This window comes from Streptomyces sp. NPDC005574 (genome assembly GCF_040605435.1).
Classification (GTDB): domain Bacteria; phylum Actinomycetota; class Actinomycetes; order Streptomycetales; family Streptomycetaceae; genus Streptomyces.
The window spans coordinates 106,615-128,250 of record NZ_JBEXCW010000009.1 but is presented as its reverse complement, the minus strand read 5'-3'; the positions used below and the strand labels follow the sequence as shown (position 1 = coordinate 128,250).

The 21,636-nt window shown below is 71.8% G+C and carries 18 protein-coding genes; 9 read left to right on the top strand and 9 right to left on the bottom strand.

The genetic code is table 11. The features are described 5' to 3' along the window. The first annotated feature begins 106 nt into the window (after positions 1–106). Positions 107–793, top strand: a complete 687-nt coding sequence (locus tag ABZT03_RS09550; protein ID WP_356035868.1) for an SDR family oxidoreductase — start codon at positions 107–109, stop codon at positions 791–793. 360 nt (positions 794–1,153) lie between these two features. Here ABZT03_RS09550 and lpdA read toward each other — a convergent pair whose 3' ends face one another. Continuing rightward, positions 1,154–2,566, bottom strand: coding sequence for a dihydrolipoyl dehydrogenase (lpdA, locus tag ABZT03_RS09545; RefSeq protein WP_356035865.1), 1,413 nt, complete (start codon positions 2,564–2,566; stop codon positions 1,154–1,156). Between the two features lie 405 nt (positions 2,567–2,971). Here lpdA and ABZT03_RS09540 point away from each other — a divergent pair, with 405 nt between their 5' ends. Continuing rightward, positions 2,972–3,586: a hypothetical protein gene (locus ABZT03_RS09540; RefSeq protein ID WP_356035862.1), complete on the top strand. Its 615-nt coding sequence runs from the start codon at positions 2,972–2,974 to the stop codon at positions 3,584–3,586. A gap of 56 nt (positions 3,587–3,642) precedes the next feature. On the opposite strand, the gene ABZT03_RS09535 is transcribed toward ABZT03_RS09540, so the two are convergent. The 3 genes from ABZT03_RS09535 to ABZT03_RS09525 all read right to left on the bottom strand — a co-directional run bounded on the left by ABZT03_RS09535 (position 3,643) and on the right by ABZT03_RS09525 (position 5,842). Then, entirely contained in the window at positions 3,643–4,710 is a 1,068-nt protein-coding gene (locus tag ABZT03_RS09535; protein ID WP_356035860.1) for an LLM class flavin-dependent oxidoreductase, read from the bottom strand. Continuing rightward, on the bottom strand, positions 4,710–5,243 hold the full coding sequence (locus ABZT03_RS09530; protein WP_356035858.1) for an SRPBCC family protein: 534 nt from the start codon (positions 5,241–5,243) through the stop codon (positions 4,710–4,712). The genes ABZT03_RS09535 and ABZT03_RS09530 overlap by 1 nt, the downstream gene beginning before the upstream one ends. Before the next feature lie 149 nt (positions 5,244–5,392). Continuing rightward, positions 5,393–5,842: a helix-turn-helix domain-containing protein gene (locus ABZT03_RS09525; RefSeq protein ID WP_356035855.1), complete on the bottom strand. Its 450-nt coding sequence runs from the start codon at positions 5,840–5,842 to the stop codon at positions 5,393–5,395. Between the two features lie 263 nt (positions 5,843–6,105). On the opposite strand from ABZT03_RS09525, the gene ABZT03_RS09520 reads away from it, so the two are divergent. The 5 genes from ABZT03_RS09520 to ABZT03_RS09500 all read left to right on the top strand — a co-directional run bounded on the left by ABZT03_RS09520 (position 6,106) and on the right by ABZT03_RS09500 (position 11,668). Continuing rightward, on the top strand, positions 6,106–6,900 hold the full coding sequence (locus ABZT03_RS09520; protein ID WP_356035852.1) for a response regulator transcription factor: 795 nt from the start codon (positions 6,106–6,108) through the stop codon (positions 6,898–6,900). 153 nt (positions 6,901–7,053) lie between these two features. Beyond that, positions 7,054–8,577, top strand: a complete 1,524-nt coding sequence (locus tag ABZT03_RS09515; protein ID WP_356035972.1) for a family 43 glycosylhydrolase — start codon at positions 7,054–7,056, stop codon at positions 8,575–8,577. Positions 8,578–8,607: 30 nt separating this feature from the next. Further along, a complete protein-coding gene (locus tag ABZT03_RS09510; protein ID WP_356035850.1) occupies positions 8,608–10,056 on the top strand; it encodes a family 43 glycosylhydrolase in 1,449 nt (482 codons plus the stop codon). 211 nt (positions 10,057–10,267) lie between these two features. Continuing rightward, a complete protein-coding gene (locus ABZT03_RS09505) occupies positions 10,268–11,056 on the top strand; it encodes a polysaccharide deacetylase family protein (RefSeq protein WP_356035847.1) in 789 nt (262 codons plus the stop codon). 171 nt (positions 11,057–11,227) lie between these two features. Beyond that, positions 11,228–11,668, top strand: a complete 441-nt coding sequence (locus tag ABZT03_RS09500) for an SRPBCC family protein (RefSeq protein WP_356035844.1) — start codon at positions 11,228–11,230, stop codon at positions 11,666–11,668. A gap of 41 nt (positions 11,669–11,709) precedes the next feature. Here the strand turns inward: ABZT03_RS09500 and ABZT03_RS09495 are convergent, their stop codons facing one another. The 5 genes from ABZT03_RS09495 to ABZT03_RS09475 form a co-directional block, all read right to left on the bottom strand. Continuing rightward, on the bottom strand, positions 11,710–12,870 hold the full coding sequence (locus ABZT03_RS09495; protein ID WP_356035842.1) for an XdhC/CoxI family protein: 1,161 nt from the start codon (positions 12,868–12,870) through the stop codon (positions 11,710–11,712). Between the two features lie 52 nt (positions 12,871–12,922). Further along, positions 12,923–14,380: an NCS2 family permease gene (locus ABZT03_RS09490; protein ID WP_356035839.1), complete on the bottom strand. Its 1,458-nt coding sequence runs from the start codon at positions 14,378–14,380 to the stop codon at positions 12,923–12,925. Between the two features lie 237 nt (positions 14,381–14,617). Further along, a complete protein-coding gene (pucD, locus tag ABZT03_RS09485) occupies positions 14,618–17,026 on the bottom strand; it encodes a xanthine dehydrogenase subunit D (RefSeq protein WP_356035836.1) in 2,409 nt (802 codons plus the stop codon). Positions 17,027–17,028: 2 nt separating this feature from the next. Continuing rightward, on the bottom strand, positions 17,029–17,613 hold the full coding sequence (locus ABZT03_RS09480; RefSeq protein ID WP_356035833.1) for a (2Fe-2S)-binding protein: 585 nt from the start codon (positions 17,611–17,613) through the stop codon (positions 17,029–17,031). Further along, the gene (locus ABZT03_RS09475) at positions 17,613–18,503 is read right to left on the bottom strand and encodes an FAD binding domain-containing protein (protein WP_356035831.1); all 891 of its coding nucleotides are present in this window, start codon (positions 18,501–18,503) and stop codon (positions 17,613–17,615) included. Before ABZT03_RS09475 ends, ABZT03_RS09480 begins: the two co-directional genes overlap by 1 nt. A gap of 385 nt (positions 18,504–18,888) precedes the next feature. Here ABZT03_RS09475 and ABZT03_RS09470 point away from each other — a divergent pair, with 385 nt between their 5' ends. Further along, a complete protein-coding gene (locus tag ABZT03_RS09470; protein WP_356035828.1) occupies positions 18,889–20,562 on the top strand; it encodes a PucR family transcriptional regulator ligand-binding domain-containing protein in 1,674 nt (557 codons plus the stop codon). Positions 20,563–20,720: 158 nt separating this feature from the next. Next, positions 20,721–21,503 carry a hypothetical protein gene (locus ABZT03_RS09465; RefSeq protein WP_356035826.1) on the top strand — a complete coding sequence of 261 codons (783 nt, stop codon included), beginning with the start codon at positions 20,721–20,723 and terminating at the stop codon, positions 21,501–21,503. Positions 21,504–21,636: the final 133 nt, after the last annotated feature.

Genomic DNA, 21,636 nt, shown 5'->3' with positions numbered 1-21,636 from the left:
CTCCCATTTGGATGTCGGTTGCAATCTATCCTAGACTCCGGTTTAGATTGTGAGCATAATCTATTAGGGATCCGGTCGTCCGGGTCCCCCAGCACTGGGAGCGGACATGGAACTCAAGGACACCGTCGCCGTCGTCACCGGTGCCAACCGGGGCCTCGGCCGCCAGTTGGCCGCACAGCTCGTGGAGCGCGGCGCCAAGGTGTACGCGGCGGCCCGTCGGCCCGAAACAGTCGACCTGCCCGGCGTGACCCCGCTGCGCCTGGACGTGACGGACGAGGAGTCGATCCTGGCCGCCGCGCGCATCGCGTCGGACGCCACGCTGCTGGTGAACAACGCCGGCATCTCCACCGCCACACCCCTGCTCGCCGGCGACGTGGACGGGGTGCGACTGGAGATGGAGACGAACTTCTTCGGCCCGCTCGCGGTGACGCGGGCGTTCGCGCCTGTCATCGAGGGCAACGGCGGTGGCGCCGTGCTCAACGTCCTGTCGGTGCTCTCCTGGCTGCACCCCGCCGGCCTCGGCGCCTACGCGGCGGCCAAGGCGGCCGCCTGGGCGCTGACCAACGCGGCCCGGGAGGAGCTGGCCCCGCGCGGCATCAGCGTCTCGGCGCTGCACGTCGGATACATGGACACCGACATGGCCTCCGGCATCCCCGCCGACCAGAAGACCGACCCCGCGGACGTGGCCGCCCAGGCGCTGGCCGGCCTCGAACAGGGCCTGACCGAGATCCTCGCCGACGACACGACGCGGTACGTCAAGCAGACCCTCGCGACGGCGCCGAGCGCGGCCTGACGTGGCTGCACGACCGCCCCCGGGACGTCATCCCGGGGACGGTCGCTTTCTGTATGCAGTCCGCAGTCCACCGTGGGCAGTACACGGGCCGCAGCGCATGGGCCGCCGTGCGCGGGCCTCCGTACGCGGTGCGCCGTACACAGTTCGTTGTACGCAGTGCGCGATAAACAGTTCGTTGTATGCAGTGAGCCGTACACAGGTCACGGCACACGACCTGCCGTACACAGCCCACAGCCCACAGCCGCCGAACCGTGCCTGCGACTTCGACTGCGCCCGCACATGCACCTGCGCTGTGCCCCCGCCGCTCAAGGTCCTGGTCGGCAAGCGGCACGCACCACGCCCCAGGCACCGGCGCGCCCCCTACATGTTGATCATGTGACCGGCGAGTCCGTGGACCGCCTCCTTGACCGCTTCGCCCAGCGTCGGGTGGGCGTGGACGTTGCGGGCCACCTCGTGGACGGTGAGGTCCCACTGCTGGGCCAGGGTCAGCTCGGGCAGCAGCTCGGTGACGTCCGGGCCGATCAGGTGCCCCCCGATCAGCTCGCCGTGGCGGCCGTCGCTGATGAGCTTCACGAAGCCGCTCGCGTCGCCCAGACCGTGCGCCTTGCCGTTGGCGGTGAAGGGGAACTTGACCACCCGCACGTCGAAACCCTTCTCCCGGGCCTGCGCCTCGGTCCAGCCGAAACTGGCGATCTGCGGCTGGCAGAAGGTGGCGCGCGGGATCATCGCGTAGTCGAGTTCCATCGTCTCGGCGTCGGCGAGGGTCTCCGCGGCGACCATGGCCATCGCCTCGGCGGCGTGCGCGAGCATCAGCTTGGCGGTGACGTCCCCGATGGCGTAGAGATGCGGGACGGAGGTACGGCAGCGGCCGTCGACGTCGATCGCGCCGCGTTCGGTGAGGGCGACGCCCGTGTTCTCCAGGCCGTAGCCGGTCACGTTGGGGGCGAAGCCGATGGCCTGGAGGACCTTGTCGGCCTCCAGGACCTGCTGGGCGCCGTCCTTGCCGGTGACCGTGACCCGGACCTGCGGGCCCGACTCGTCGATGGACTCCACCCGGGTTGAGGTGAGGACGTCGATGCCCAACTTGCGGTACTGACGGGCGAGTTCGGCGGAGATCTCGGCGTCCTCCAGGGGTGCGACCCGGTCGAGGAACTCGACGACGGTGACCTTCACGCCGTAGTTGTGCAGGACGTAGGCGAACTCGATGCCGATCGCGCCGGCGCCCGCGATCACGATGGACCGCGGGAGCTCCTCGGCGAGGATCTGCTCCTCGTACGTCACCACGCGGGAGGTGCGGCGGGTGCCGGGGAGCAGTTTGGGGGTGGCGCCGGTGGCGATGACGCAGTGGTCGAACGCGATGGTCCGCGTCGAGCCGTCGAACTCCGCCACGTCGAGGGTGTGCGGATCACGGAACGTGCCGCGCCCGCTGATCTCCGTGATCTTGTTCTTCTTCATCAGGTAGTGGACGCCCTTGACCCGGCCGTCGGCCACCTTGCGGCTGCGCCGGAACGCCTCGCCGTAGTCGAAGGAGACCTCGCCGTCGACCTTGATGCCGAAGGTCTTCGCCTCGCGGGTGAAGATGTGCGCCAGTTCGGCGTTGCGCAGCAGCGCCTTGGTGGGGATGCAGCCGACGTTCAGGCAGACGCCGCCCCAGTACTTCTCCTCGACGACCGCGACTTTCTTGCCCAGTTGGGCAGCGCGGACCGCGGCGACGTACCCGCCGGGTCCGGCCCCGAGGACGACGACGTCGAAGTGCTCGCCCTGCTCATCCATGGAACGTTCCTTTCTGGTGGGAGCGACGCCGCCTCCTGCGAGACCCGCCCCGCTCCCGGCGGACAGCCTGTGCAACCCATTCAACCTCCGGGACGAGCGCGTACCCCGCAACACAACCGACCCTGACGGCCGTCACGTCGTCTCGTCGTCACCCGATGCGGCACCTCCCCCTTCAGCCGGGACCACCTCACCCACCGTCCCGGCATCCGCCAGTGCTCTACGCTGGCCGCGTCCGTTCACGACGACGTTGACCCGCGACGACTTCCACGGCCACCCGAAGTACGGCGGTGTCGCCTTCGCATGCGGCGCCCCGAGTCCACCGCAGGTCGGGGGACGGAAGATCGGCGTCGCCAACGCCTTCCGCCGCGACCGACCGACCGACAAGTGCCCCGTCTGGAAGCATCCGTGACCGATCCCGAAGACCGCGAGCAGCAGGCGGACATGACCCGCCGCCTGCTATACCACCTGAACGCTCCGGTCGCCGAGTACTGCCGCCTGCGCGGCGTACTGCCCGCGCCCGGCGCCGTACGTGTCGCCATCCGCGCCGGCGACGACGAGCACCGCCGGGACTTCCTGTACGAGATCCCCCACGACACGGTGAGCCCGTACCACGTCCCCGGCCTGCTGCGCACCGTCCTGACCGGACCCCAGCTCTACAGCAGCAGCGATGTCAGCGAGGTCATGGGGATGACCCTCATCCGTCTGCGCCCGGAGGAGATCACTCCGGACCCGGAACCCGAACAGGGTAGGGCACTCACGGCCGTTCACGCCCTGGCGGCCCCCGGCGACGACGAGGACCCCTTCCTGATCGGCTTCCTGATGCACGGCGACGGTCTGCTGCGTCTGTACGTGCGGCGTCCCGACCGGCCCGGCATCCTCGGCGCCGACATCCGCCTGACCGCGACACCCGCCACGGCGCTCCTCGCTTCGCTCCCCTCCCTCGTCGGGGAGGAGCAGTACCGGCGGCCGGCCCCGGACGACCCGCACTGCGATCTCCTGGTCGACCTGACCAACTGGTAGATCAGGGCGCAGCGTCAGCCCGGACCGTCTGAGCCGTCCCGGACGGAGTCGCGCGGCTACTGCGTCACAGCCTCCCCCTTCTCCACCTCCCGGACCAGGTCGATCGCCCGGCCCAGGGTGGTGAGTCGGGCGTCGAGGGTCTCGCCTGCGGGGTAGAGGCGGACGGTGTCGACGCCGGCCTCGCGCCATACGCGCAGGCGTTCGCGGACCATGGCCTCGGTGCCGATCAGGGTGGTCGCCAGGACCATCTCGTCGGTGACGAGGCCGGCGGCGCCGTCGCGGTCCCCGGCCTGCCAGCGGTCGCGGACCTCGGCCGCGACGTCCGCCCAGCCCTGCCGGCTGTAGGCGCTGTTGTAGTAGTTCGTCGTCGCGGAGCCCATCCCGCCCAGGCTGAAGGCGAGTTCCTTCTTGCGGCCGGCCACCATGGCGCGCAGCGCGTCCTCGTCGTCGGCGAAGGCGACCTCGGCGCCCTGGCAGATGTCGAGGTCGGCGCGGGTACGGCCGGACGCGGCGAGGCCCTCGTCTATGTGGTCGAAGTAGGCGGCCTTGGCGCCTTCGGGCACGAAACTGGTGCCCAGCCAGCCGTCGGCGACCTCACCGGTCAGGTGCAGCATCTTCGGTGAGAGGGTCGCCAGGTAGACGGGGATGTCGTGGTCGGAGCGCATCGACAGACGCATGGGCTTCGCCTCCCCGCCCGGCAGCGGGATCTGGAACTCCCGTCCGGAGTAGGAGAGTTTCTCGCCCGAGGCGGCCCGGCGCACGATGTCGACGGTCTCCCGCATCCGGGACAGCGGCCGGGCGAAGGGCACGCCGTGCAGCCCTTCGATCACCTGCGGCCCGGAGGGGCCGAGGCCGAGCAGGAAGCGGCCTTCGGAGATCTGCGACAGTGTGATCGCGGCGCGGGCGATGGCCGCCGGGGTACGGGTGCCGAGCTGGATGATCCCGGAGCCGAGGAGCAGGCGTTCGGTCCTGGCGGCGAGGTAGCCGAGCGGTGACGGCGCCTCGGAGCCCCAGGCCTCCGCGACCCAGCAGATGTCCAGGCCGAGCCGCTCCGCCTCGGTGACGTAGTCGACGGTCTCCCGCCAGTCGCCCCCGGACGCCTCGATCGTGGTGGACGTACGCATCACAGACTCGCCTCTCCCGGCGCCTGGGCATCCTCTGCCAGCTTCTTGATCGCTTCGACGGTGGCGGCCATGTTGGCCTCGAACTCCCGCATGCGTACGAAGACGATCTTCTGTTCCTTGTCCGGCATGCTGTCGATGGCGAAGGACAGGCCGGAGCGGCCCGGCCCCATCTGCATCCACTGCCGCAGCAGCGTGCCGCCGTTCCCGGGTTCCAGGGTGAAGCGCCAGATCGCCGTGGGGTGGTGCGGGTCCTCCACCGCCCAGGCGAGCCGGCGGTACGGCTCGTACTCGACGATGTGGGACGTGGTGGCCCACTCCCCCAGCGACGCGTGGCTGCTCCGGCCGACGAAACGGGCGCCCAGCGCGGGCGCGTCGCGGCCGTCCAGCCATTCCACCGACTGCAGTTCGGAGCTGGTCCTCGGCATCAGCTCGATGTCGGACACCAGCGTCCAGACCCGCTCCGGCGGGGCGGCGATCCAGGTCCGCACCTCGACCGTCGGCTTGTCCGCATAGCGCGCTCCCGTCCACTCCATGATCCTGCGGCCCTCCCCGCTCTTGAAGCCTCGCCATCCCGTGAGGCCCTGACCAGTAAAGTTGCGTAGATAGACTAACTTGTCAAGGGTGGACGGACCCCGGCGCGACCGCCGAGGACCCATCGGGGAACCGTGGGGCGTCCGCCGGGTCAGCCCGTGAACCGCTCGCGCACGTCGGGTCGTTCGGCCAGGTGCGGCGGGTAGCCGGGGCCCATCCGGGCGCGGGTGTTGTCGGCGGTCATCGGCTCGCCGCAGTCCGCGCACACCACCTCGGCGTGGCTCTCCCGGCCGCACGTCTCGTGCAGCGTGGTGACCGGCGGGCCCGCCTCTCCGGCCAGCCAGCGGTCGCCCCACCGGTTCATCACCAGCAGGACGCCGTAGAAGTCGCGGCCCTTCTCGGTGAGGACGTAGTCGTACCTGACCGGTTCCGTCTGGTACGGCCGTTTCTCCAGCAGCCCCTCGTCCACCAGGCGGCGCAGCCGGTCCGTCAGGGTGTTGCGGGCGATCCCCAGCGCCTGCTGGAACGCGTCGAAGCGCTGGATGCCGTAGAACGCCTCGCGCAGCACCAGTGGGGTCCACCAGTCCCCCAGGAGGTCCATGGTCCGGGCGATGGAGCAAGGCCACTGCGCAAAGGATGTCCGCCTCATGGCGGCCAGCATACGGCGCGTTGCGCGATGAGACCCAGCAGGTGAGCTGCGGTTGCGGGCTCGACGGGGACGGCGACCCGACCTCGACGGCCATGGCGCCTCGACCCTCGCGCATGTGACCCGGAGCACAAAGAAAACGGTGCCGTTTCGATAGTGGCGGGGCTAGTCTGAGGATCCAAGGTGAACGATACCGTTTCGTTCAGACGGGAGGGCTCATGCCCGAGCGACACCCCGGGCCGTCCACGGCGAGCGGGCTCTCCCCGGCGAGAGCGACCGGCACGACCGCGGTCCTCGTCGTCAGCGACCAGGCACTGCAACGCCTCGGACTGCGCATGCTCCTCACCGCACAGAGCGGTCTGAGCGTCGCCGGCGAGGCGTCCGGCGGCACCGAGGCGGTCCGCGCGAGTGACGAACTGCGCCCCGACGTCGTCCTGTTGGACGGCCGCATGCCCGACGGCGGGAGCGGCACGAACGACCTGGACGGTACGGCCGTCATCGCCACCATTCGCCGGATCACCCACCCCCGCGCCCTGCTCGTCCCGCCGGTCCGCGGTTCCGCCGGAGCCGGCGGACACGCGCCCCGCCTGCTGCTTCTGGGCACCGGCGGACTCGACGCATACGCTCACGCCGCCCTGCGCGCGGGCGCCGGCGGGTTCCTGCCCGAGAACGCGCTGCCCGCCGAACTCGTCGCCGCCGTGCGCGCGGTCGCCGCCGGGAACGCCGTCATCCCGCCCGGCCTGACCCGCGAGCTCATCGACGTGGTGCGCAGACAGGGCCCCGCCCCGACGACCGGCCAGGAACTGCGCCTCGGATCCCTGACCGGGCGTGAGCGCGACGTGCTGACCGCGGTCGCCTCCGGCTGGTCCAACGCCGAGATCGCACGGCGCCTGTCCATCGCCCCGACCACGGTGAAGTCCCACGTCAGCAACATCCTGACCAAGATCGGCGCACGGGCCCGGGTGCAGGCGGTCGTCTTCGCCTACGAGTCGGGACTGGTACGGCCCCCCTGACGCCCCCGGGCGATCCGACGCCTTCCGCCCGCGACGGCCACACCGGCCGGTCCTGGCGAAACCGTTGACCGGGACATGCCCCGCCCCTATCTTCTGATCGAATTCACGAACCACGTTCGATATTACGGACAGGAACGGTCGCGTATGCCTCGAATGCCCCATCCGCATGCCCCGCCGCGCCCGGGACGATCCGGTCCCCGGCGTCCGGCCCCGCTGCTCCTGTGTGTGCTCACCGCGCTGGTCGCCCTGGTGGCGTTCACGCAGCCGGCCACCGCCGCGGCGGGTCGGCCGTACACCAACCCGCTCAAGTCGTCCAAGGGCGCCGACCCCTGGCTCCAGTACCACGACGGAAACTACTACCTGATCACCACGACGTTCACCGGCGTCCTCGGCATACGCAAGTCGCCGACGCTCGCGGGCCTCGCCACGGCACCCACCGTCCAGGTGTGGTCCGACACCACCTCGACGCGCGACACCAACATCTGGGCGCCCGAGCTCCACCTCTTCGACGGCCACTGGTACCTGTACTACTCCGCCGCCCAGAGCGGCGTGGCCTGTTGCGACTCGCAGCGCACGCACGTCCTGGAGAGCGCCGGCACCGACCCGCTGGGTCCCTACACCTACAAGGGCTCGCTCACCGGGTCGAACCTCTCGCCGGGCGGCTGGCTGATCGACGCCACCGTGCTCCAGGCGAAAGGCAGCCTGTACCTCGTCGGCAGCGGGTCGGTGAACGGCAGCACCCAGAGCCTGGTCATCGCGCCGATGAGCAACCCGTACACCCTGGCGAGCCGTTCCTTCACGGTCATCTCCAGCCCCACCCTCAGCTGGGAGACCTCGGGCGCGCCGGTCAACGAGGGCCCCGAGCCGCTTTACCACGACGGCCGCACCTTCCTGACCTACTCGGCGAGCTACTGCCAGACCCCCGACTACAAGCTCGGGCAGCTGGAGTTGACCGGTTCCGACCCGCTGAGCCCGGCGTCCTGGACCAAGAAGCAGACGCCCGTCTTCCAGCGCGCGGACGCAGGCGGCGTGTACGGCCCCGGGCACAACGGATTCTTCACCTCGCCCGACGGCACCGAGAACTGGATCGTCTACCACGCCAACTCCTCCGCGAACGGCGGCTGCGGCAACGGACGGACCACCCGCGCCCAGAAGTTCACCTGGAACGCGGACGGCACGCCGAACTTCGGCACGCCCGTCGCCCTCGGCGCCTCGCTGCCCGGCCCGTCCGGTGAGACGGCGGCGACGCCGACCTCGTACACCCTGGTCAACCGCAACAGCGGCAAGTGCCTGGACCTCGCGGGCGGCAGCGGCGCCGACGGGACCGAGGTCCTCCAGTGGACCTGCACCGGCGGCACCAACCAGAAGTGGCGGATCGAGGACCAGGGGGACGACACCAGCCGGCTGGTCGACGTCGCCACCGGCGGCGTGCTCGACGCGGCCGACTGCTCCACCGCCGACGGCGCCGATCTGCGGCAGTGGTCCTGGCTGAACAACACGTGCCAGCGCTTCCGGCTGGTCTTCACCGCCACGGGCGACTACGTGCGGATCGTCAACGAGAACAGCGGCAAGGTCGCCGACGTGGCCGACTGCGGCACCGCCGACGGCACCGACGTACGGCAGTGGACGTGGTTGAACAACACCTGCCAGCAGTGGCGCCTGGTCCCCACGACCTGACCGAACCTTCCCCCCACCTGGAGAACTCCCTTGAGACGTAACGCCGTTCGGCTGCTCCTCGCCGTCCTCGTGGCGGTGGCGGGCTGCCTCGCCGGCCCGCTGGGCACCGCCCGGGCCGCCGTGCCCGACTCCCCCGCCGTGACGTACACCAACCCGATCGCGGAGAAGCGCGCCGACCCGCACATCTTCCGGCACACCGACGGCTACTACTACTTCACGGCGACCGTGCCCGAGTACGACCGCATCGTGCTGCGCCGGGCGACCACACTCCAGGGCTTGTCGACCGCGCCCGAGACGACGATCTGGACCAAGCACGCAAGCGGGGTGATGGGCGCCCACATCTGGGCTCCGGAGATCCACTTCATCGACGGCAAGTGGTACGTGTACTTCGCCGCCGGGTCCACGAGCGACGTGTGGGCCATCCGGATGTACGTCCTGGAGGGCACCGGCGCCAACCCGCTCACCGCCGCCTGGACGGAGAAGGGCCAGATCACCACCCTGTGGGAGAGTTTCTCCCTCGACGCCACCACCTTCGTGGTGAACGGCGTCCGCTATCTGGCCTGGGCGCAGCACGACCCGTCCCTCGACAACAACACCGACCTGTACCTCGCCAGGATGGCCAACCCCTGGACGATCAGCGGCACTCCGGTGCGGTTGTCGCGGCCCACGTACTCCTGGGAGACGACCGGATACAAGGTCAACGAGGGCCCGGCGGTGATCCAGCACGGCGGCAAGGTGTTCATGTCGTACTCGGCGAGCGCCACCGACAGCAACTACTGCCTGGGACTGCTGAGCGCCTCCGCGAGCGCCGACCTGCTCGACGCGGCGTCCTGGAGCAAGAGCCCGACGCCGGTGTTCACGAGCAACGCCAACACCGGCCAGTACGGGCCGGGTCACAACTCCTTCACCGTCTCGGAGGACGGCCGGAGCGACATCCTCGTCTACCACGACCGCAACTACCGTGACATCAGCGGCGATCCGCTCAACGACCCCAACCGGCGCACCCGTGTGCAGAAGCTGTACTGGAAGGCCGACGGCACCCCGGACTTCGGTGTGCCGGTGGCCGACGGGGTGACGCCGCAGCGCCTGTCCTCGTACAACTTCCCGTCGCGGTTCGTCCGCCACCACGACTACCGCGCCCGGATCGACGCGGACGTCTCCCCGCTGGCGGACTCGCAGTTCCGTGTGGTCGCGGGGCTGACGGGCAGCGGGACGGTCTCGCTGGAGTCGGCGAACCTTCCCGGCTACTACCTGCGGCACCGCAACTTCGAGGTGTGGCTGGAGAAGGACGACGGCACGGCGTCGTTCGCCGCCGACGCGGCGTTCTACCGGCGGGCGGGGCTGGCCGACCCGGCGGGCGTGTCCTACGAGTCGTACAACTACGCGGGCCGCTACGTCCGTCACTACGACTACCTGCTGTACGTGCAGAATCCGGGCACGGCGACCGACAGGGGGGACGCCACGTTCTACACCCAGTGACCAGCGGGTGATCGACCCGACCGGGGCCCGACCCGCCCGTCAGTACGGGGGGTGTCCGGGCACTCGGGGCGCGTCCGCCGCGGCCTCGGAGCCGAGCACGGCCGGACGGCTTCCGGCCGTTTTCTGAGTCAACCGCCCTGCCGGGGAGGCCAGTCGGGCCTGCGCCGAGCCACTATACACCTCGTATATACTCGATGTGTATAGTCCGGACATGCCTTCATCGAACAAGAAGACGGAAAGAACGAGCGGCGGGTTGCGTGCCGCCGCCCTGTTCGCCGCGGCCACCGCACTGGCGCTGTCCCTCACCGGGTGCGCGAACGTCGACGCCGTCGCGCCGAGCGCCGCCCGGACCCAGGCGGCCGGCGGCGCTCCGGCCCGCTTCGGCAGCGTGGACTGCCGGGAGGCCAAGTGCATCGCCCTGACCTTCGACGCGGGACCCAGCGAGAACACCGCCCGCCTCCTGGACATCCTCAAGGCCAAGCGCGTCCCGGCCACCTTCTTCCTGCTGGGCAAGCGGCACATCGACACGTACCCGGACCTCGTGCGGCGGATGGCGGCCGAGGGGCACGAGGTGGCCAGCCACACCTGGGACCACAAGATCCTCACCCGCATCGCACCGGACGCGATACGCGCCGAACTGGAGCGCCCCAACCGGGAGATACAGCGCCTCACCGGACGGCGCCCCACCCTGATGCGGCCGCCCCAGGGCCGTACCGACGACACGGTGCACAAGATCTGCCGCGAGCTGGGCCTCTCCGAGGTGCTGTGGAGCGTGACCGCCAAGGACTACACGACGACCGACTCGGACCTGATCACCCGCCGTGTCCTCGCCCAGTCGTCCCGGGACGGGATCATCCTGCTGCACGACATCTACCAGGGCACCGTCCCCGCCGTGCCCGGCATCATCGACGCCCTCAAGGAGCGGGGGTACGTGTTCGTGACCGTGCCGCAGCTGCTGGCGCCGGGGACGGCCGAACCGGGCAAGGTGTACCGGCCCTGAGGCGTCTCGCCAGCCGCCGGCAGCCGCCGTAGGGATCGTCCCGTCCGCGCGCGCCCGACGCGCGCGGGCCGCCCTCCCGGCTACGCCGGCGCGCCCACACGACATGGGGCCATGCGTGTGAGCCGGCCCCGAAGGCGTGGACGCACGGGTCGGGCTGCCTAAGATCCTTCCGTGGTCAACATCCTCATCGAACGTACGGCTCCGCTCTCCCCGGAGGAGGCGTGGCGCCGGCTCACGGAGTGGCCCCGCCACGGTGAGGTGGTCCCGCTGACCCGGGTCAGCGTGCTCACGCCCCCGCCGACGCACGAGGGGACACGCTTCGTCGCCCGGTCGGGACTCGGCCTCCTGTCGGTCGACGACCTGATGGAGGTGACGGTCTGGCGCCCTCCGGTGGACGGCGAACCCGGCCTGTGCCGGATCGAGAAGCGCGGCCGGATCGTCAGGGGCTGGGCCGAGATCGAGGTGCGGCCGGGGCCCGGGGGCCGCGCGCGCGTGCTGTGGCGCGAGGACGTCAGCGTCCGCCCGCTGCCCGGCCTCGCCGACCCCGCGCTCGGTGCCGCCGCCCGGTACGTCTTCGGACGGGCGGCGAACCGGCTGCTCAGGACGCCCTGACAGCGGACGGCCGGGGTCCGCTGGAACCCGCCGGGGCCGGTTCAGGCCACCGACCCGATCCGCCCCGCCGGCGCCCGAGCGGTGTCCGCCGGGTCGTGGTGGATCGGGGTGTGGGCGCCGGTCAGCGGGACACCGCTGCCGCCACGCCGGTGCGCGACGATCTCCGCTGCGATCGACAAAGCCGTCTCCTCGGGGGTACGGGCGCCGAGGTCGAGGCCGATCGGGGACCTCAGCCGGGTCAGCTCCAGCTCGCTCACGCCGCTCTCCCGCAGCCGCGCCTCCCGGTCGAGGTGGGTGCGGCGCGAGCCCATGGCGCCGACGTACGCCACCGGCAGGCGCAGCGCGAGCCGCAGCAGGGGGATGTCGAACTTGGCGTCGTGGGTCAGGACGCACAGCACCGTGCGGGCGTCCACGGACGTCCGCTCCAGATAGGTGTGGGGCCACTCGACGACGATCTCGTCGGCCTCCGGGAAGCGGGTCCGGGTGGCGAACACCGGGCGGGCGTCGCACACCGTCACGTGAAAGCCGAGGAACCTGCCGACCCTGACCAGGGCGGACGCGAAGTCGATCGCGCCGAACACGATCATCCGGGGCGGCGGCACGGACGACTCCACCAGCACCGTCAGCGGCGCCCCGCAGCGCGAGCCCCGCTCACCGATCTCCAGGGTGCCGGTGCGGCCGGTGTCCAGGAAGGCGGCGGCCTCGGCGGCGATCGTGCGGTCCAGTTCGGGATGGGCGCCGAAACCGCCGTCGTAGGAGCCGTCGGGGTGTACGAGCAGGGCGCGGCCGGTCAGTTCCGCCGGGCCGGTCACGATCCGGGCCAGCGCCGCCGCCCGTCCGCGGGCGGCGGCTGACAGCGCGGCGGCGGCCACGGTACGGACCGGGTCGCCGGCCCGTACCGGAGTGACGAGGACGTCGATGACACCGCCGCAGGTCAGCCCCACGGCGAAGGCGTCCTCGTCGCTGTAGCCGAAGCGCTCGATGACCGTGTCCCCGTCCTGAAGCGCCTGCCGGCACAGCTCGTAGACGGCGCCCTCCACACAGCCCCCGGAGACCGAGCCGATCGCCGTGCCGTCGGCGTCCACCGCGAGGGCGGCGCCCGGCAGCCGGGGGGCGCTGCCCCCGACGGCCACCACCGTGGCGACGGCGAAGTCGCGGCCCTGCCCGACCCACCGGTCGAGCTCCTCGGCGATGTCCAGCATCTTCGGTCTCCTTGCCAGGGGTGAGTGTCGGAATGGGGCGGCCGGCCTGTTCCTAGTGAACGCCCAGCCAGCCCTCAATCGGGTAGAGGGCGAAATAGACCAGGAAGATCACTGCCAGGCCCCACATGAAGGCCCCGATCTCCCGCGCCCTGCCCTGGGCGACGCGGATGGCGACGTAGGCGATGACACCGGCCGCGACGCCCGCCGTGATGGAGTACGTGAACGGCATGATCACGACGGTCAGGAAGACCGGGATCGCGGTGGCCCGGTCCGCCCAGTCGACGTGCCGGGCGTTCGTCATCATCATCGCCCCGATGACCACCAGGGCGGCGGCGGCCACCTCGCCCGGCACGATCGCCGTCAGCGGGGTGAAGAACAGACAGGCGGCGAAGAACAGGCCGGTGACCACGGAGGACAGCCCCGTGCGGGCGCCCTCGCCGACCCCGGTCGCGGACTCGACGAACACGGTCTGCCCCGACGCGCCCGCCACGCCGCCGATCGCGCCGCCCGCGCCGTCGATGAACAGCGCCTTCGACAGGCCCGGCATCCTGCCCTGCCGGTCGGCGAGTCCGGCCTCCGTGCCGACGCCGATGATCGTGGCCATGGCGTCGAAGAAGCCGGCCAGCACCAGCGTGAACACGATCATGCCGACCGTCATCGCGCCGACCTGACCCCAGCCGCCGAACTCGACCTTCCCGAAGAGCGAGAAGTCCGGCATCGAGACCGCGCTGCCGTGCAGGGCGGGGGCTCCGCTCGCCCACTGCTTCGGGTCGACGACCCCGAGCGCGTTGAGCAGCACGGCCAGCACGGTGCCGCCGACGATGCCGAACAGGATGGCGCCGGGCATGCCCCGCGCCTGGAGCATGAAGATCGCCAGCAGGGTGACGGCGAAGAGTAGGACGGGCCAGCCGGACAGTTCGCCGGCCGGGCCGAGGGTGACCGGGGTCGCCTCGCCCTGGTGCACGAAGCCGGCCTTCACCAGGCCGATCAGGGCGATGAACAGGCCGATGCCCATGGTGATGCCGTGCTTGAGCGCGAGCGGGATCGCGTTCATGATCATCTCGCGCAGGCCGGTGACGACCAGCAGCATGATGACCACGCCGTACAGCACGCACATCCCCATGGCCTGCGGCCAGGTCATCTGGGGGACGACCTGCGAGGACAGCACTCCGGACACCGAGAGGCCCGCGGCGAGCGCCAGGGGCACCCTGCCGAAGAAGCCCATCAGGAGCGTGGTGAGGGCCGCGGCGAACGCGGTCGCGGTGATCAGGGCGTTCTGGCCGAGCGCGTGCCCCGCCACGTCCTTGCCGGACAGGATCAGCGGGTTGAGGAGGAGGATGTACGCCATCGCCATGAAGGTGGTGACGCCGCCGCGCACCTCACGCGCGACCGACGAGCCGCGCCGGGTTATGTGGAAGTACCGGTCGAGCCAGGACCGGCCGGCCGGGACGAGGGTTCCCTCACCCGCGTCGTCGGCGACGGTCTCCGGCTCCAGGGACTGCTGGGTCATGTGGGCCTACTCCCAAGGTTCACAGGGACACCCGCGGTCGCCTGCGGCGGTTGCGGGATTTGGGAATGGACGGCCCGGGGGACGGCCCGAGACGAACGTGATCGTTTCAACTGTGCGGTCCCGCAACGGAGTCGGCCCGGTGGAGCGGAGATCCGGTGCGGGGTGCCGCCGCGTCGGCCGTGCGGTCCGGGGGTTTCCCGGACCCGGTGCACGGCCCCTCGCGGCGGCGGGCGGACGCTACGCCGTACCCGTCAGGTGTTCGGGGCGTACCGGCGTCCGGTTCAACTCCAGACCCGTCGCGGCGCGGATCGCCGCGAGGACGGCCGGGGTCGAGGACAGGGTGGGTGCCTCGCCGACCCCGCGCAGCCCGTACGGCGCGTGGTCGTCGGCGAGTTCGAGGACGTCGACCGGGATGGTCGGCGTGTCGAGGATGGTGGGGATCAGGTAGTCCGTGAAGGAGGGGTTCTTCACCTTCGCCGTCCTCGGGTCGACGATGATCTCCTCCATGACCGCGACGCCGAGCCCCTGGGTGGTGCCGCCCTGGATCTGACCGATGACGGACAGCGGGTTGAGCGCCTTGCCGACATCCTGGGCACAGGCCAGTTCGACGACCTTGACCAGGCCGAGCTCGGTGTCCACCTCGACGACGGCGCGGTGCGCGGCGAAGGAGTACTGGACGTGGCCGTTGCCCTGTCCGGTGCGCAGGTCGAAGGGTTCGGTCGGCCGGTGCCGCCACTCGGCCTCGACCTCGACCGCCTCGTCCTCCAGGACGTCCACCAGGTCGGCGAGGACCTCGCCGCCGTCGGTGACGACCTTGCCGCCCTCCAGGACCAACTCGGCGGTGGCCCAGGCGGGATGGTGGGTGCCGAACCTGCGGCGGCCGAGTTCCAGGACCTTCTCGCGGACCAGCTCGCAGGAGTTCCTCACGGCGCCGCCGGTGACGTACGTCTGACGTGAGGCGGACGTCGAACCGGCGCTGCCCACCCGGGTGTCGGCCGGCTGGATGGTCACCTGCGCGACCCCCAGCTCGGTGCGGGCGATCTGCGCGTGGACGGTGACCCCGCCCTGGCCGACCTCCGCCATCGCGGTGTGCACGGTGGCCACCGGTTCGCCGCCGACGACCTCCATGCGGACCCGGGCGGTCGAGTAGTCGTCGAAGCCCTCGGAGAAGCCGACGTTCTTGATGCCGACCGCGTAGCCGACTCCCCGTACGACGCCCTCGCCGTGCGTGGTGTTGGACAGACCGCCGGGCAGCTGCCGTACGTCCGCGCCCTCGCTGCTCTCCCACTGGCGCGCGGGCGGCAGGGGCATCGCCTTGACGCGGCGCAGGAGTTCGGCCACCGGGGCCGGCGAGTCGACCGCCTGCCCGGTCGGCAGCAGGCTGCCCTGGGTCATCGCGTTGCGCTGCCTGAACTCGACCCGGTCCAGGCCCACTTCGTCGGCGAGCTTGTCCATCTGGGCCTCGTAGGCGAAGCACGCCTGGACCGCGCCGAAGCCTCGCATGGCGCCGCAGGGCGGGTTGTTGGTGTAGAGGGCGATGGCCTCGATGTCGACGTCGTCGACGACGTAGGGGCCGACGCCGAGCGAGGAGGCGTTGCCGACGACCGCGGGGGACGCGGAGGCGTAGGCGCCGCCGTCGAGGACGATGCGGCACTTGACGTGCGTCAGCCTGCCGTCGCGGGTGGCGCCGTGCTCGTAGTACAGCTTGGCCGGGTGCCGGTGGACGTGGCCGAAGAAGGACTCGAAGCGGTTGTAGACGATCTTCACGGGCCGGCCGGTGCGCAGCGCCAGCAGACAGGCGTGGATCTGCATCGACAGGTCCTCGCGGCCGCCGAACGCGCCGCCGACGCCGGACAGCGTCATCCGGACCTTGTCCTCGGGCAGGCCGAGCACGGGCGCGATCTGGCGCAGGTCGGAGTGCAGCCACTGGGTGGCGACGTAGAGGTCGACGCCGCCGTCCTCGGCGGGCACCGCGAGACCGGACTCGGGGCCGAGGAACGCCTGGTCCTGCATGCCGAAGGTGTACTCGCCCTCGACCACGAAGTCCGCGCGTTCCCGGGCGGAGGCGACGTCGCCGCGAACGATCGGCTGGCGGTGCACGATGTTGGGGTGCGGGACGTGCCCGACGTGGTGGTCGTCGCGGTTCTCGTGGATCAGGACGGCGTCCGGCGCGGTCGCGGACGCCTCGTCGGTGACGACGGGCAGTTCGCGGTACTCGACCCGGATCCTGGCGGCGGCGCGGCGGGCGGTCTCCGGGTGGTCGGCGGCGACGACGGCGACCGGCTCGCCGTGGTGGCGCACCTTGCCGTGCGCGAGGACCGGGGTGTCCTGGATCTCCAGGCCGTAGGTGCGCACGTCGGTCGGCAGGTCGTCGTACGTCATGACGGCGTGCACGCCCGGGAGTTTCAGCGCCTCGCTCGTGTCGATGGAGACGATCTCGGCGTGCGCGACCGTGGAGCGCAGGATCTGGCCCCACAGCATGTCCTCGTGCCACATGTCGGACGAGTACGCGAACTCGCCGGTGACCTTGAGGGTGCCGTCCGGGCGGAGCGTGGACTCACCGATGCCGCCCTTGGCCGGGGAGCCCTGGGTGACCTTGGTGGGGGTGCCGAGGGGAGCGCCGGTGGGCGCGGCGTCACGGGGCATCGTCAGACCGCCTCTCCCTGTCGGGCGGCCGCCAGGCGGACCGCGTCCATGATCTTCTCGTAGCCGGTGCAGCGGCACAGGTTGCCGGAGAGCGCCTCGCGGATGTCCGCGTCGCTGGGGTTGGGGTTGCGCTCCAGCATCTCGTCGGCGGCGACCAGCAGCCCCGGGGTGCAGAAGCCGCACTGGACGGCGCCGGCGTCGAGGAACGCCTGCTGGACGGCGGAGAGTTCGGTGCCTTCGCCGGTGTGGGAGTCCTGCCCCTCGGCGGCCCACCGCCGGGCGTCCTGGAGGGACGTACCGCAGGCGCCCGACGCGCAACCGCCTTGCTCCGCGCGCTGCTTGGCGAAGTCGGCGAGGCCCTCGACGGTGACCACCTCGCGGCCCTCGACCTGGCCGGCCGCGACCAGACAGGAGCACACCAAAACGCCGTCCAGGCGGACCGTGCAGGAGCCGCACTCGCCCTGCTCGCAGGCGTTCTTGGAGCCGGGCAGGCCCATCCGCTCGCGCAGCACGTACAGCAGGGACTCGCCCTCCCAGACGTCGTCGGCTTCCTGCGGGCGGCCGTTGACCGTGAAACTGACGCGCATTACGCGGCTCCCTCCGTGCGGGCGGCGGTGCCGCGGTACGACTCCCAGGTCCAGGTCAGTGTGCGGCGGGCCATGACGCCGACCGCGTGGCGGCGGTAGCTCGCCGTGCCCCGGACGTCGTCGATCGGGTTGCAGGCGGCGGCGCACAGCTCCGCGAACTGCTTGGCGACCGACGGGGTGATGATCTTTCCGTTGTCCCAGAAGCCGCCCTCGTCGAGCGCGGCGTTCAGGAAGTCCTCCGCGGTTTTCGCCCGGACGGGGGTCGGAGCGGCCGAGCCGATGCCGGTGCGGACCGTACGGGTGCGGGGGTGCAGGGCCAGGCCGAAGGCGCACACGGCGATGACCATGGCGTTGCGGGTGCCGACCTTGGAGTACTGCTGCGGGCCGTCCGCCTTCCTGACGTGCACGGCCCGGATCAGCTCGTCGGGGGCGAGCGCGTTGCGCTTCACGCCGGTGTAGAAGGCGTCGATGGGGATCAGGCGCGAGCCGCGCACCGACTCGGCCTCGACCTCGGCGCCCGCCGCCAGCAGGGCGGGGTGGGCGTCACCGGCCGGGGAGGCGGTGCCGAGGTTGCCGCCGACGCCGCCGCGGTTGCGGATCTGCGGGGAGGCGACCGTGTGCGAGGCGAGGGCCAGGCCGGGCAGCGCGCCGCGCAGGTGCTCCATGATCTTCGCGTACGGGACGGAGGCACCGAGCCGCACGCTCTCCTCGCCGACCTCCCACTCGTAGAGGTCGCCGACCCGGTTCAGGTCGAGCAGGTACTCGGGCCGGCGGTGGTCGAAGTTGATCTCGACCATCACGTCGGTGCCACCCGCAATCGGCACAGCGGTGGGATGCGCTGCCTTCGCGGCGAGCGCCTCCTCCCAGCTGGCGGGGCGAAGGAAGTCCATGACCGGCTCTCTTCTTCGTCTCGTGGGGCGTACGGATCAAGCCAGATCGTGTGCGGCGGGCCCGGCTCGTTCATGTGCTGTTTACGCGGATCGACGTCAGTACACAGCGCGGCACTCCGATGGGGTCAGTCACGGAAACCATGAAGGAGTTGGCTGGCCAGGGCGGGCATCTTGTAGATTCGTATGAACGGAGAACCTCGGTAACCTCCTCGTTTTCCTCCGGAAACGCGAGGCACGCCCCCCGTGACCTGGGACACAGCCGGGACACGGCCCGGGAGGCGGCGGACACCGGTCGCCGGCCCGGCGGCGGGCCCGTCACCATGACTCCCCACGAGTCCCTCAAGATGCATCGTAGATTTCGAGACAAGGAACGGCGGCGACGAGAATGCGGCTGCGCGCACTGCTGGACACCGACGCGCTGGGCCTGCGGCTGCTCGGCGGCGGGGACGAGCTGGACCGCACCGTGCGCGGGGTGATGACCACCGACCTGCGGGATCCCAGCCGCTACCTCTCGGGCGGGGAACTCGTCCTCACCGGCCTGGCCTGGCGCCGGGACGCGGCGGACTCCGAGCCGTTCGTCCGGATCCTGGTGGCCGCCGGGGTGGCCGCCCTCGCGGCCGGCGAGGCCGAGCTGGGGGACGTCCCCGAGGACCTCGTCCTCGCCTGCGCCCGGCACCGGCTGCCGCTGTTCGCCGTGCACGAGTCGGTGGCCTTCGCGACCATCACCGAGCACGTCGTACGGCAGGTCTCCGGGGAGCGGGCCGGCGACCTCGCGGCCGTCGTGGACCGGCACCGCCGGATGATGACCTCCGGCCCGGCGGGCGGCGGACCCGACGTGGTCCTCGACCTGCTCGGCTCGGACCTGGACCTGCGGGCCTGGGTGCTGTCCCCGGCCGGGCGGCTGATCGCCGGCTCCAAGGCGGCCGGCCCCGCGCTGCCCGCCGAGGTGTGCGCCGCACTGGCGGCCGAACACCTGGCGGCGGCCCGCACCGGCCGGCGCGGGCCGCACCGGCTGGTCCTGGGGACCACGGCGTACTCCCTCTTCCCGGTCCGCGGCGGCGGCCGCTCCGCGCAGGGCGCCCGGGACGTGCGCGAGACGGTGCTGTCCGACTGGCTGCTGGCCGTCGAGGCGGACGCCGGGGACTGGCCCGGGGAACGACTCGACCTGCTCCAGGGCGTGACCCAGCTGATCGCCGTCGAGCGGGACCGGAGGGACGCGGGGCGCACGGTGCGGCGCCGGCTCGCGCAGGAGGTCCTCGAACTGGTGCAGACGGGCGCGCCGCCCGCCGAGATCGCCGCGCGCCTGCGGGTCGCGGCACCCGTGCTGCTGCCCGGGCTGGGCGCGGCCCCGCACTGGCAGGTGGTGGTGGCCCGGGTCGAGTGGGAGGGCGCCGACGTGGAGAGCGGCCCGGTGGCGCAGTCGCTCCTGGAGGAGATCCTGGTCGACCCGCACGCCACCGGCCCCGAGCCGTCCGACCGGATCGCCGTGGCCCACACGGGTGACGAGGCCGTCGCGCTCGTACCGCTGCCGGCGGTGTCGAGCGAGCACGACGGCTCCGAGGGCGGGGTCCTCGCCGACGCGCTCCTGGAGTCCGTACGGCTGCCGCTGTCGGCCGGCCTCGACGGCGACGGGCGGCTCACCCTCGGCGTCAGCGCGTCCGTGCACTCGGCGGAGGGGCTGCGCGGGGCGCTGGAGGAGGCCCGGCACGCCCGGCGGGTGGCGGCGGCGCGGCCGGGCCGGGTGTGCGCGGCCGGGCACCAGGAACTGGCCTCGCACGTCCTGCTGCTGCCGTTCGTCCCCGACGACGTCCGGCGGGCGTTCACCGCGCGGCTGCTCGACCCGCTGCGGGACTACGACCGCCGGCACCGCGCCGAGCTGATCCCCACCCTGGAGGCCTTCCTCGACTGCGACGGCTCCTGGACGCGCTGCGCGGCCCGGCTGCACCTGCACGTCAACACGCTGCGCTACCGGGTGGGGCGGATCGAGCAGTTGACGAGCCGTGACCTGTCCCGGCTGGAGGACAAGCTCGATTTCTTCCTGGCGCTGCGGATGAGCTGACGTCGCCCGCGGGCGGGACCGGCCGACGTCGGAGGGCCTGCCGTCCCACGACTTTGTGAATTCTTTCACCCACCCTCTTGGCCGGGCGCCGGAATTCGTGCTGAGATGCCGCAACCGCTCACAGCTCGACGACGTGCTGGGATCTTGGGGAGGAAAATGTGGCGTCTGCCGCCATGTCCGGGTACGGAACGACCGCCGGTGACGATCCACTCCAGACGGCGGTGTGGCGGCTGCGCTCACGCGCCTGCTGGGCCGACGCCGCCGCCCTGCTCCGGCCGGACACCGCGGCGGCCGCGCTGCAACGGGCCGGCCTGCTCGTGGAGCGGTGCCTGTACACCGAGCAGGGCTGGGAGGAGGCCGAGGACGCGCTGCGTACGGCCGAGGCGCTGGCCCACGGCGACGACGAGCGCGGGGCCGCGGCCTGCGAACGGGGGCAACTGGCCTACGCGGCCACGCTGCACGGCGTGCGGGACCGCGCCGACGAGGCCCGGGCCGCGCTCGGACGGGCGGCGGCGCTGATCCCGCCGGGGGCCGCCGCCCGGGCCCTGCTGGACTTCCGGCGCGGACTGCTCGCGGAGAACCTCGCCGGCTCACCGCAGGCGGCGCGGGCGGCCTACCGTCGCGCCCACGCCGGGGCCGCCGCGCACGCCGACCCCCTGCTGCTGTCCTTCACCTGGCGCCACCTCGCCGGACTCGCCCTGCGCGAGGGCGAGTTGGCCGAGGCCCGGCACGGGTTCGCCGAATCCCTGCGTATCCGCGAGGAGTTGGGTTACCTCGTCGGCACGGCGCCCGCGCTGGCCTCGCTGGCCGACGCGGAGACCGAGCCGGAGGCGTCCCGGCTCCGCGAGGAGGCCGGCCGCCTGTTCCGCCTCCTCGGCGGCGTCCCGACCTGGCTGGCCCGCCAACTCACCCCACCGGCACCACCGGCGGCGACGGCGTAGGGAAAACGACCGCCAGGCGGAAGGAGTTGCCGGCCGACGGTCGCGCTGGGGCGCTGGGGTCGCGGGGGGCACGGTAAGGGCAGCCCGGTCGGGGACGCGCCGTCCGGTCGCGGTGGAGCTGCCCGGTCGCGGT